This is a genomic window from Cronobacter sp. 153480017-3, assembly GCF_053627815.1.
Genome location: NZ_JBSEYN010000001.1, coordinates 366,208 through 378,062, shown reverse-complemented (window position 1 = coordinate 378,062; position 11,855 = coordinate 366,208). Strand labels below are relative to the sequence as shown.

Sequence of the window (11,855 nt, the reverse complement as noted above, 5' to 3'; positions counted from 1 at the left end):
AGACGCCGGTTACGGCGTCTGTTTCCCGGCCTGATAGCACTGATACCATTGTTCAAGCTCGGTTGCCGTCATCGGACGGGCGAACAGAAATCCCTGACGTTGATCGACACCGTTTTGCATCAGAAACGCATCTTCTTCTTCACTTTCCACGCCTTCGGCGATCACCTGCAAATCCAGCGCTTTTGCCACTGCGACGATGGCGTGAACCAGCGATTGCGACACGGGCTGCTTATGGACATCGCGCACAAAGCTTTGATCGAGCTTAATGGCATCCAGCGGAAATCGCGCCAGCTGCGATAGGGACGAATAGCCGGTGCCGAAATCATCCAGATGTACCTGCGCCCCCAGCGCGCTAAATTCATTAATCACCGACAGCGCCAGCTCGGCGTTTTCAATCAGGCAGCTTTCGGTGATCTCGACATCAATGGGGCTTTGGGTGAAGTGCATGTCAGTCAGCGCCTGACGCAGATCGCTTATCAGCGTCTGGTCGGCGAGCTGGCGCGCTGACACGTTCACCGCAACCCGCAGCTCAATGCCCGCATCGCGCCACTTCGCCACCTGACGCACCACATCGAGCATCACCCAGCGCCCGAGCGGTACGATAAGCCCGGACTCTTCGGCGTAGGAGATAAAATCGAGTGGCGAAATCAGCCCGCGCTCCGGCGACTGCCAGCGCACCAGCGCTTCCAGACTGTGAACGACGCCGTTGGCCAACATTTTCGGCTGGTAGTGAATAACCAGCTGATTTTTCTCAAGCGCCTTACGCAGATTGGTGTCAAGCCAGAGATATTCGAACACCCGCTGGTTCATCTCCGGGCAAAAGACGCAGAATTTACCGCGCCCGTTCTCTTTGGCGGTGTACATCGCCGTATCGGCGTTGCGGATGACGCTCTCGCGGTCTTCGCCATGTTGAGGCGCGAGGGCAATGCCGAGCGAGCAACCGGTATAGACTTCAATCAGCCCGATACGAAACGGGTGCTTCAGCCGGGAGATGATTCGTGAGGACATCGCCTCCAGTGCCGCCTGCGAGGTATCGGTCGCCATCACGAGAAACTCGTCGCCACCGAGCCGCGCCAGCACCTGATCTTTTTCAAGACAGCTTAAAATCGCGAGCGACACCGCCTGAAGGAGTTGATCGCCGAACATATGCCCGTAGGCGTCGTTCACTTTCTTGAAATTGTCGAGATCGAGATAGACCACACCCACCTGTGTATCGCCGCGTTTAGCGATGGCGTCGCTTATCATCTCAAGAATAGCGTTGCGGTTGGGCAGGCCGGTAATGGCGTCGGTATTGGCCAGCACGCGCAGGCGCTCCTGCGCGCGGCGCTCTTCGGTAATATCGGTGCCGGAGCAGATCAGGAAAATTTCGTTTCGCCCGCTGCCGCTGTGGACAAATTTATTGCGAAAGAGAAACAGCCGCTGGCCTTTGCGGGTTTTGATCCAGCGCTCGACTTCATACGAGCTGCCGTTGCGAAAAAAACCGGTGATATTGCGCCGCGAGGCGGACGCTTCAGCGGGCGTCATAAAGAGCTTAAAGACATTCTGCCCGATCACTTCCTGTTCTTTCAGGCCTGTATATTCTTCGCTCAGCCGGTTGAAACGCTGAATGTTGCCGTGACGATCGAGAATAACGATGACCGAATTGGCTTCAGAAACCACCTGTTCGGCGAAGGAAAGTCCTTGCACCAGATCGCGGGCCACCGATGTTGTGTCGTGCCACGCCGACGCCGTGCCCGCCCACTCTTTACGCGACACTTTGCGGCCCACCAGATGCACCGGCACCGGCTCGCCAAACAGCGACAACGAGAGCGTGACGCTTGAGGTGATCACACTCATGGCGCGGATTTGCGCGGCCTGATCCGGCGTGAGCGGCACCACGTGGCTGGTGACGGCCTCTTCGCTGGCGGCGAGCTGTAGCGCGTTGCTGTCCAGCGGCAGCCGCCAGAAAGGACTGGCGGCACCGCAGTAGCGGTACAGCAAATTATTCTCCAGGTCGTCTTTCATGCATTCTCCCGAACCCACACCATGCGCTACGCAAACGGCACAGCCGGACTCTGCCGGCAATAAGAGGCAAAACGTTTGTTTTTACGGGAATATATTGTTGGCGAAGGCGGCAAGCCGGTGTCGGTTACGGCCATTTCGCTTAATTCTCAACGCGTTAAATTACGACGCACTCTGTTAGTGTGATCGTTTTTTGGAAAAATGCCCAAGTGAGACGGGAAAAATGTGCGCGCTCACACAGAGGAAAAGGCGAGGCGTGAGAGAAGAAAAACTCCCCGGCGGGGCCGGGGAGTGGAGGGTCAGACGACCGGGCGTGCGATCACGCTGCGGGTTTCCATACGCACTTCAGCGATGGTCACGTCGATAACGTCGGTGACTTTATAAACGGTTTCGCCTTTGATCTGTACGGTGCCGTTTTCCTGGCTGCAGACCAGCTCATCGCGCACCGCGTGCAGGAAGGGTGCGGGAATAAAGGCGACCGCGCCGTTATCCACCAGACGCACGCGCATGCCGCCGCGGCTGACATCGATAATTTCCGCCGCGAAGCGGGTATCGGTGCCGGCTTTGTCTTTCAGGAAGCGGGCATACAGCCAGTCGCCCACATCGCGCTCCGCCATGCGGTTAAGACGACGACGCTCGGCCATCTGCACGGTGGCTTCATCCTGTGGACGCGTAGCGCTTTCGCCTTTGATGATGGCTTTCAGCAGGCGGTGGTTGACCATATCGCCATATTTACGAATCGGCGAAGTCCAGGTCGCATAGGCTTCAAGGCCGAGGCCGAAGTGCGGGCCCGGCTCGGTGCTGATTTCCGCAAACGACTGGAAGCGGCGAATGCGGCTGTCGAGGAAACCGGACGGCTGTGCGTCCAGCTCGCGGCGAAGCTTGCAGAAGCCCGGCAGCGTCAGCACGTCGTTCGCATCCACATGCATCCCGTGGCTTTGCAGCAGCGTCGCCAGCTGTTCGGTGCTCGCCGGGTCAAAGCCCGCGTGGACGTTATAAACGCCGAAGCCGAGCTTGTCGCGCAGCACGCGCGCGGCGCAGATGTTCGCGGCGATCATCGATTCTTCAACGATACGGTTAGCGATGCGGCGCGGCTCGGCCACGATATCCAGCACTTCGCCTTTCTCGCCCAGCACAAAGCGGTAATCCGGGCGGTCTTTAAACACCAGCGCGTGTTCGGTACGCCAGGCGCTGCGGCGCTGGCAAATCTGTTGCAGCAGGCGGATCTGCGCGGCAATCGCCTCGCTGCCCGGCTGCCAGTCGCCTTTTTCTTCCAGCCAGTCGGAAACGTCGTCATAGGCCAGTTTGGCTTTCGATTCGATGATAGCGGCGAAGAAGTGAATGTCGTCGCTGATAGCGCCATCGGCCTCGATAATCATGCGGCAGACCAGCGCAGGGCGCTGCACGCCTTCGCGCAGCGAGCATAGATCGTCAGACAGCTCGCGCGGCAGCATCGGGATGTTAAAGCCCGGCAGGTAATTGGTGAACGCGCGCACTTTAGCAATGTTATCAAGCTTGCTGCCTTCGGCTATCCACGCGGTCGGGTCGGCGATCGCGACGGTCAGTTGCAGGCGGTCGCCATCCAGCGCTTCCACATACAGCGCATCGTCCATATCTTCGGTGCTGGCGCTGTCGATAGTGACGAAATCCAGCGCGGTTAAATCTTCACGCGTCAGGTTTTCATCCAGCATTTCGGTCGCCACGCCGTCCGGCGCTTCGCGCTCAAGATTGTGGCGTGCCAGCGTCACCCACCACGGTACGAAATGGTCGTCGCCGAAGGTAATAAACTGTGTCAGTTCCGCGTAGAAACCGCGATCGCCTTTCAGCGGATGGCGGCGCATTTCCGCCACCGCCCAGTCGCCATTCTGGAAATCGTGGCTGACGCCGCGTTCAGCGCGGCACGGGATGGCGTCTTTCAGCAGCGGATGATCGGGAACGATTGAGAGACGATCGTCTTTCTTTTGCACCCGGCCCACAAAGCGGGTCAGGAAGGGTTCGATAAGCTCTTCGGGCTCGGCGGATTCTTTTTCCTTTTCCGTATGGATAACGGCAATGACGCGATCGCCGTGCATCACTTTCTTCATCTGCGGCGGCGGAATGAAGTAGCTTTTCTGCGCGTCAACCTCAAGGAAACCAAAACCTTTTTCCGTGGCTTTTACTACCCCTTCGGCGCGCGGCGTCTGGGAATGCAGTTGCTGTTTAAGCTGCGCAAGCAGCGGGTTATCCTGAAACATAGTGTCGAATTTTCGTGGCCAAAAGAGCGGCTGACAGTTTTACGCGATTGCGCGCCTCCCGGCAAGCGCTCTTTAGGCAACCGCAGGCTACGCGGCGACCCCAAGACCAAGCCGCAGACGGTTTACCCAGCCGCAAACGCTGCCGAAGGCGAGCAGACGTAGCGCGTCCTGCGCGTCGAAACCGGCCTCAATCAGCGGCTCAAGCTGTGCGTGGCCAAACCGCGCCGGGGCGCGGGTCAGCATCTGCATCGCCTGAATAATCGCGCGCGCTCTGGGGTGATTATGGCTCCAGGCCTGCAGCGCCCGTTCACCGTTGCGCGCCGCATCCGCAAGCCCTGGCTCGTCGCGCAGGCGCAGCGCGGCTTCATCAAAACAGCTGGCGCTGCCGTTGATACGCGCCGATACCAGCGCCACCAGTGCAGCATCAGCCGCATCCTCCGGCCTTTGCAGAGTGGCGAGCAAGGCGGCGAGCCCCTCTAATGCGTTCGCGTCATGGGCCAGCAGAGAGAGCATCGGTTGCAGCCGCGGCTCATCCAGCGCCGCGTTATAAGCCGCCTGCTGGTCGGCGCTGGCCCAGCCCATTTCGAGCGCCGGGAGATCGGGCTGCCAGCGCGATTCAGCGGCGCTAAAGAGTGAGGCGGGCGCGTCCTGCTGCATATCGATGCCCGGCAACCAGCGCGCCGGCTGGCCGGGCTGTGCCTGTAACAGCGCCACCGCGCGGGCCTGAAAGCCTACGAAACCAATAATCTGCGTAAATGTGACGATGTCATGCACCGACAGCCCCGCGTCTTCCAGTTGCGCGCGCGCCGCGCTGTCAATCAGGGTGGGCTGACTGGCGAGCTGACGCGCGGTCTGGGTGAGCAGCGTCAGGCGGCGGTTGCTTTCCCGCGAGGAATCCGGCCCCGGCTCGGGCGCCAGACGGGCGGCGTAATGGTTGCACAACCGCTGCACGCCGCAGACCTGTGCGACGGTCAGTGCGGCGCTGAGGCGGTCATAGACGCTCAGCGTATGAAGACGGGTGACGTCGCGTTTATCAGGCAACAGAGAAGGGATAAGCGCGCGTGCGGCGTCGCACCACGGCGCGTGGGCGGCGATGTTCACGTCGTCCAGCGGCAGGTCGAGCAGAAAACGGTCCTCCACCTTTGCGGCTTCGGGAACTAACGGCAGCGGATCTGCCGGACAGAGGCTGGACTGGGTTTCATGATACCAGTGGCTTTTGCCGGTAAGGCGGCGTTGTTCCATGGTCGTTCCTTGTCTGAAAATGAGCGCCCGGAACGGCGGAAACAATACGCGGCGCCGGGCAGGTCACGCACGACTATCCTGGCGTAACACTTCACGGCGATAAAAGATTGTTCGGTGATAACAAATATCAGAAAGGTATAAATAAAAAGGGCAGGTTGAAAACCTGCCCTTTGGCGAGAAACCGGAGGATTATTTCAGTTCCAGCTCGTTCATCGCTGCGATGCTGAAGCCGCCGTCAACGTGAACCACTTCACCGGTGATACCGCCGGAAAGATCAGAGCACAGGAACGCCGCGGAATTACCCACGTCTTCGATGGTGACGGTGCGACGGATCGGGGTGACCGCTTCGCAGTGCGCCAGCATCTTACGGAAATCTTTAATGCCGGAAGCCGCGAGAGTGCGGATCGGGCCTGCGGAGATAGCGTTAACACGCACGCCTTCCGGACCCATCGCGTTCGCCATGTAGCGCACGTTAGCTTCGAGAGACGCTTTCGCCAGACCCATTACGTTGTAGTTCGGGATAGCGCGCTCTGCGCCGAGGTAGGAGAGCGTCAGCAGCGCCGCGTTCGGGTTCAGCATAGAACGGCATGCTTTCGCCATTGCCACAAAGCTGTATGCGCTGATGTCGTGCGCGATTTTGAAGCCTTCACGGGTCACGGCGTTAACGTAGTCGCCATCCAGCTGGTCAGCCGGCGCGAAACCGATGGAGTGTACGAAACCGTCAAATTTCGGCCAGACTTTGGCAAGCTCGGTGAACAGCGCGTCGATGCTTTCATCTTCCGCAACGTCACACGGCAGCACGATGCTGGAGTCCAGTTGAGCGGCAAACTCTTCCACGCGGCCTTTCAGCTTGTCGTTCTGGTAGGTGAACGCCAGTTCAGCCCCTTCACGGTGCATTGCCTGTGCGATACCGTATGCGATGGACAGTTTGCTGGCTACGCCAGTCACCAGAATGCGCTTACCGGTAAGAAAACCCATAGCTTTTAATCCTTATCGTCATTGTTATGGCGGCTGGCCGAAAGCGCCAGCCGTCGTTAAAACGCGGCGATTCTAACATGACTCGCCGGAGGAGTTAATCCGACCACTACAGATGGCGGATTAGCGGTCTTTTCGCCAGGCGTCGGCGGTTAAGGCTTCGCCGAAATGACTGGCGATAAGCCGTTTGGTTAAATCGTGCAGCGGCGAGGCGAGAACGTCGGCCGTGCTGCCGCGCTCCACCACTTCGCCCTGATGCATCACCATCACCTGATCGCTGATGTGTTTCATCATGCCGATGTGCTGGGTGACATAAATATAAGAGATACCCTGTTTTTCCTGTAATTCCAGCATCAGGTTGATTAACTGCGAACGCATCGACATATCAAGCGACGCCAGCGCTTCGTCGGCGATAATGACTTTCGGGCGCAGGATCAGCGCGCGCGCGAGGCCCAGACGCTGTTTCTGGCCCGGGGCCAGCATATGCGGATAGTAACTCACGTGATCGGGCAGCAGTCCGACCATGCGCAGCGTCTCTTTAATGCGCTTCGCGCGGGCTTCCGGCTCCAGATCGGTGTTGAGCCGCAGCGGGAAGTCGAGAATTTGCGAAATCCGCTGGCGCGGGTTGAGCGACGTCGACGGATCCTGAAAAATCATGCGAATGCGCTGACTGCGAAACGAATAATCGCCAAACATCAGCGGATGATCGTCAATCACCAGTTCGCCCGTGGTGGGGGCGACCATACCGGCCAGCATTTTGGCAAGCGTGGATTTACCCGAGCCGTTCTCGCCGATGATAGCGAGCGTCTGGCGCTCGCGCAGGGTAAAGCTCAGCGGTTTCACCGCCTCGACGGTCTGGCGGCGGAACCAGCCGGTGCGATAGCGATAAGTTTTACTCAGGTTGCGAACCTGTAACAGCGTTTCCACCATTTCACTCTCTCTCCATGTTCAGCGGGAAATGGCAGGCGAAAAGATGATTTTTCGGCCCGTCGAGACGCGGGGTTTCGATACATTTGCGCTGGGCATACGGGCAGCGCGGCCCGAGGCGGCAGCCAATCGGCAAGTGCTCAAGCAGCGGGATCGCGCCCGGCAGCGTATTGAGGCGGCTTTTATGCGGCATCGCGCTGCCGAAATCCGGGATCGCGCGGATGAGCGCCTGAGTGTAAGGGTGATGCGGCGTGGAGATAAGCTCCTCACTTGGCGCGGTTTCTACTGTTTGCCCGCAGTAGAGCACGTCGATGCGGTCGGCCCACTGGCTCAGCATCTGTAAGTCGTGGCTGATAAGCAGAATCGTCGTGTTGTTATTCTGATTCAGCCGCGAGAGCAGGCGGAAAATCTGCGCCTGGGTGGTTGGCTCCATCGCGTTGGTTGGCTCATCGGCAATCAGCAGACGCGGCTGATTAGCGAGCGCGATGGCTATCATCACCTTCTGACATTCACCTTCCGTCAGTTCATACGGAAAGCTGCGCATCGCGTCTTTATGGTCTTTAATCCCGACACGGTGCAGCAGTTCGATGGCCCGGCGCTTGCGCCAGCCGAAACGCTGCCACCAGCGGCCTTTGTACGTCCAGCCGGGGATGTTTTGCATCAGCTGGCGGCCAATTTTCTCTGACGGATCGAGACAGGATTGCGGCTCCTGGAAAATCATCGACACGTTATGGCCCACCAGACGGCGGCGCTCGCGCGGCGAGAGGCGCAGCAGATCGATATCGTCAAAGCGCATACGGTCGGCGGTGATGCGCCAGTTATCTTTGGTCACCCCACAGATCGCTTTCGCAATCAGGCTCTTACCGGAGCCCGATTCGCCCACCAGCCCGCGAATGTCGCCTTCCGGCAGGCTCAGGCTCACGCGGTCCACGGCTTTCACCCAGCCTTCGCTGGTTTTAAATTCAATCGTCAGGTTACGAATATCCAGCAGCGGCATTATTCCACCCCCGCGTCGATGGCGCGACGAATGCCGTCGCCCAGTAAATTCACCAGCAATACGCTAATCATAATGGCAGCGCCCGGCAGCATCACCGTCCAGGGGGCGACATATATCAGTTCCAGCGCGTCGCCGAGCATCGCGCCCCATTCGGGCGAGGGGAGCTGCGCGCCGAGATCGAGAAAACCGAGCGCCGCGATATCCAGAATCGCAATCGACAGCGCACGGGTGATTTCGCCGACCAGCACCGACGCGGTGTTAGGCAGAACGGCGAACCACAAAATATTAAAGGTGGTCGCGCCATCCAGGCGTGCGGCGATCACATAGTCTTTCTCCAGCTCGTCATGCACCATGCTGTACACCGAGCGCACCATACGCGGCACCAGCGCGAGCCAGACAGCCAGCATCGCGTGGCTGAGCTGCGGTCCGGCGAAGGCGACCACGATAATCGCCAGCAGCAGCGAGGGGATCGAGAGCAGCGTATCCAGTACGTGATTAAGCACCGCCGAGCGCAAGCCGTGGGTGGCGCCCGCCAGCACGCCCAGCACCATTCCGCAGGCAGTCGCGGCCAGCGTCACCACAAACGCGCCGCCGATCGTGGGCGCCGCGCCGCTCAGCAGGCGGCTTAACAGATCGCGTCCTAAATCGTCAGTCCCGAGGAAGAACGAGACTTCGCCATAGCGCGACCACGACGGCGGCAGCAGCTGATAGCCGAGAAATTGTTGATCGATGCCGTAGGGCGCAAAGAGCCTGCCGAACACGCACAACAGCACCAGACCCGCACAACCGTACAGGCCCACCATTGCGACGGTGTCGCCATAAAATTTACGCCAGACGGTGCGCAGCGCGCCCGGCGCGCGTTTCTCGCGATAGACGCTATCGTAAGGCATACCATTCCTTATGTTTCAGCGGGTTCGCCAGCGCGCCCAGAATATCCGAAATCACGTTCACCAGAATCACAAGCGACCCGACGACCATCACGCCCGCGGAAATCGCGGCGTAATCCTGCTGACGAATGGCGTTAATCAGCCAGCGGCCAAGGCCCGGCCAGCTAAAGACCATCTCAGTGATCATCGCGAGCGTCAGCATGGTGGAGAATTGCAGCCCCAGACGCGGAATGACCGGCGGCAGGGCGTTATGCAGCACGTGGCGGCGCAGAATGGTCAGGCGCGACAGCCCGCGCGTGGCGGCCGCTTTGATGTAGTTGCGCTCCAGAATTTCAACGGTACTGACACGCACCAGCCGGATCACTTCGGTGGTTGGCGCGACGGCGAGCGTCAGCACCGGCAGCACCATATGGCGCAGCGCGCTTAAAATCATCTCGTGACGCCACGGCGAGTCGGAAAGCCAGGCGTCAATCAGCGCGAAGCCCGTCACCGTTTTCACTTCATACAGCAGGTCGAAGCGCCCGGAGACCGGGAACCAGCCAAGCGTCAGCGAAAAGAACAGCGTAAAAAGCAGCGCCAGCCAGAATACCGGAATCGAAAAGCCGAGCAGCGCCAGCGCGCTGATGATTTTATCCTGCCATTTATGGCGAAGGATGCCCGCCACCATGCCGACCGGGATACCCACCAGCAGTGCCAGCCCGAACGCCAGCACGCACAGCTCCATCGTGGCCGGGAACACTTCGCGCAATTGGGTGGAGATAAGCTGGCCGTTGATGCTGGAGACGCCAAAATCCCAGTGCAATACGCTATCGCACCAGAACAACCACGCGTTCCAGAACGAAGCGCCCTGGAGCGGCGCATGCGGCGTGAAATAGCTCAGGCAGAAGCCGACAATGGTCAGGAAAAACAGCGTGATCAACAGCAACACCAGACGGCGGAGAGTGAAAATAATCATGGCTGCTTCTCCTCAGAAGGCTCGCGCGAGACGCCGGCGAACGAGGCGTTGCCAAACGGGCTCAGTACCAGGCCTTTCATATCGTAACGGTACGCCTGCAACCGCAGCGACGACGCCAGCGGCAACACCGGTAGCTGTTCGGCGAGGATCGTCTGCGCGCGGGTGTAGGCTTCAATCCGGTACGCCAGCTGCTGCGAGGAGAGGGCCGATTGCAGCACGGCGTCAAAATCACGATCGCACCAGTGCGCGTAGTTGGTTTGCGAGCGAATGGCCGCACAGCTTAACAGCGGACGGAAAAAGCTATCCGGATCGTTACTGTCCGTCGCCCAGCCCGCGAGCGTTAAATCGTGGTTCATATCCATCAGACGGGCCTCCTGAAAACGGCCCTCCACCGGCACGATATCCACCGTCACGCCCACCTGCGCCAGATCCGCCTGCAACAGTTCGGCGGTTTTAAGCGGGCTTGGGTTCCAGGCTTGCGAGCTGGTGGGCACCCAGAGCTTCAGCGTCAGGTTTTCAAGCCCCAGCGCTTTCAGCTGCGCACGCGCTTTATCCGGGTTGTATTCGGTGATTTTGGCGTTGTTGTCATAGGCCCAGGAGGCGCGCGGCAGAATCGACGCGGCGGTCTCCGCCGTGCCGTAGTAGATAGACTGCATCAGGCGCTGGTTATTGATGGCCAGCGCCAGCGCGTGACGTACTTTCGGGTTATCCAGCGGCGGTTTATGGGTATTAAACGCCAGATAAGCGATATTCATGCCGGGGCGCAGCGTCAGGCGCAGGCGCGGATCGTCTCTGAGACTCGTAAGCTGGCTCGCGGCAGGCCATGCCAGCACGTCGCACTCGCCGGTCAGGAGCTTCGACAGACGCCCCGTGCCGCCGGAGCCGAGATCGATAACCACCTGCGGCATCTGCGGCTTGCCGCGCCAGTAGGCGTCGTGGCGCAGCAGGCGAATGTACTGCCCGGCGCGATACTCGCCAAGACGGAACGGCCCGGTGCCGACCGGCTCGCGATCGAGCTCCTCCTGATTGCCGCTGCGCTCAAGCGCCGCGGCGTACTCCGCCGACATCACCGACGCGTAATGCGTGGCGAGATGCCATAAAAACGAGGCGTCCGGCTGGCGTAAGCGAAACTCCACGGTGCGGTTGTCAAGCTTGCGCACGCTGCGGACGTTATCGGCGAACTGGAGACTGTCGAAATAAGGGTAGCTGCCGCCGTTGACGTTATGCCACGGATGGTTCGGGTCGATAATGCGCTGAAAGCTGAACACCACATCGTCGGCATTTAGCGCGCGCGTGGGCGTAAACCAGCGGGTGTGCTGAAACTGCACATTCGGGCGTAGGCGAAAACGCCAGGTAATGCCATCGTCCGGCGTCTCCCAGCTTTCGGCGAGTTCCGGCACCAGCCGGTAAGTATAAGGATCGACATCCAGCAGCCTGTCATAGAGCTGTGCGGCGAGCGTATCTACCGTCAGCCCGCTGCCCGCTTTTTGCGGGTTAAAGGTATTAACCTGGCCATTAACGCAATAGACAAAACCGCTCTGGCGAATATCGCCGGGCGATTCGGCGAGAGGCGCAGCAAAAGCCGGTACGCTCAGCAGCCCGAGCGTCGCTAAAAAGGAGGAGAGAATTCCGCGCAT

At 59.7% G+C, this 11,855-nt stretch carries 9 protein-coding genes; all 9 read right to left on the bottom strand.

What is annotated here, in order from left to right; all coding sequences use genetic code 11:
• Nucleotides 1-9: 9 nt before the first annotated feature.
• The 9 genes from pdeR to sapA all read right to left on the bottom strand — a co-directional run bounded on the left by pdeR (nucleotide 10) and on the right by sapA (nucleotide 11,855).
• Entirely contained in the window at nucleotides 10-2,004 is a 1,995-nt protein-coding gene (gene pdeR / locus ACUW6V_RS01840; RefSeq protein ID WP_454037922.1) for a cyclic di-GMP phosphodiesterase, read from the bottom strand.
• A gap of 296 nt (nucleotides 2,005-2,300) precedes the next feature.
• Nucleotides 2,301-4,235 carry an exoribonuclease II gene (locus ACUW6V_RS01835; RefSeq protein ID WP_054624731.1) on the bottom strand — a complete coding sequence of 645 codons (1,935 nt, stop codon included), beginning with the start codon at nucleotides 4,233-4,235 and terminating at the stop codon, nucleotides 2,301-2,303.
• Nucleotides 4,236-4,322: 87 nt separating this feature from the next.
• A complete protein-coding gene (locus ACUW6V_RS01830) occupies nucleotides 4,323-5,477 on the bottom strand; it encodes a CMD domain-containing protein (RefSeq protein ID WP_454037921.1) in 1,155 nt (384 codons plus the stop codon).
• Nucleotides 5,478-5,666: 189 nt separating this feature from the next.
• Nucleotides 5,667-6,455 carry an enoyl-ACP reductase FabI gene (gene fabI, locus ACUW6V_RS01825; protein ID WP_004385358.1) on the bottom strand — a complete coding sequence of 263 codons (789 nt, stop codon included), beginning with the start codon at nucleotides 6,453-6,455 and terminating at the stop codon, nucleotides 5,667-5,669.
• A gap of 120 nt (nucleotides 6,456-6,575) precedes the next feature.
• On the bottom strand, nucleotides 6,576-7,382 hold the full coding sequence (gene sapF, locus ACUW6V_RS01820) for a putrescine export ABC transporter ATP-binding protein SapF (protein ID WP_014728759.1): 807 nt from the start codon (nucleotides 7,380-7,382) through the stop codon (nucleotides 6,576-6,578).
• Nucleotide 7,383: 1 nt separating this feature from the next.
• The gene (gene sapD / locus ACUW6V_RS01815) at nucleotides 7,384-8,376 is read right to left on the bottom strand and encodes a putrescine export ABC transporter ATP-binding protein SapD (RefSeq protein WP_004385360.1); all 993 of its coding nucleotides are present in this window, start codon (nucleotides 8,374-8,376) and stop codon (nucleotides 7,384-7,386) included.
• Nucleotides 8,376-9,266, bottom strand: coding sequence for a putrescine export ABC transporter permease SapC (sapC, locus tag ACUW6V_RS01810; RefSeq protein ID WP_007868183.1), 891 nt, complete (start codon nucleotides 9,264-9,266; stop codon nucleotides 8,376-8,378). Before sapC ends, sapD begins: the two co-directional genes overlap by 1 nt.
• On the bottom strand, nucleotides 9,253-10,218 hold the full coding sequence (gene sapB / locus ACUW6V_RS01805) for a putrescine export ABC transporter permease SapB (protein ID WP_014728760.1): 966 nt from the start codon (nucleotides 10,216-10,218) through the stop codon (nucleotides 9,253-9,255). Before sapB ends, sapC begins: the two co-directional genes overlap by 14 nt.
• Nucleotides 10,215-11,855 (bottom strand): ABC transporter substrate-binding protein SapA, encoded by a 1,641-nt coding sequence (gene sapA, locus ACUW6V_RS01800; protein ID WP_014728761.1) that lies wholly within the window; start codon nucleotides 11,853-11,855, stop codon nucleotides 10,215-10,217. Before sapA ends, sapB begins: the two co-directional genes overlap by 4 nt.

Bases quoted from the DNA above. Each gene is read 5' to 3' on its own strand.
- sapF (WP_014728759.1), bottom strand. From the start codon at position 7,382: ATGGTGGAAACGCTGTTACAGGTTCGCAACCTGAGTAAAACTTATCGC.
- ACUW6V_RS01835 (WP_054624731.1), bottom strand. From the start codon at position 4,235: ATGTTTCAGGATAACCCGCTGCTTGCGCAGCTTAAACAGCAACTGCAT.
- sapA (WP_014728761.1), bottom strand. From the start codon at position 11,855: ATGCGCGGAATTCTCTCCTCCTTTTTAGCGACGCTCGGGCTGCTGAGC.
- sapB (WP_014728760.1), bottom strand. From the start codon at position 10,218: ATGATTATTTTCACTCTCCGCCGTCTGGTGTTGCTGTTGATCACGCTG.
- pdeR (WP_454037922.1), bottom strand. From the start codon at position 2,004: ATGAAAGACGACCTGGAGAATAATTTGCTGTACCGCTACTGCGGTGCC.
- ACUW6V_RS01830 (WP_454037921.1), bottom strand. From the start codon at position 5,477: ATGGAACAACGCCGCCTTACCGGCAAAAGCCACTGGTATCATGAAACC.
- sapC (WP_007868183.1), bottom strand. From the start codon at position 9,266: ATGCCTTACGATAGCGTCTATCGCGAGAAACGCGCGCCGGGCGCGCTG.
- fabI (WP_004385358.1), bottom strand. From the start codon at position 6,455: ATGGGTTTTCTTACCGGTAAGCGCATTCTGGTGACTGGCGTAGCCAGC.
- sapD (WP_004385360.1), bottom strand. From the start codon at position 8,376: ATGCCGCTGCTGGATATTCGTAACCTGACGATTGAATTTAAAACCAGC.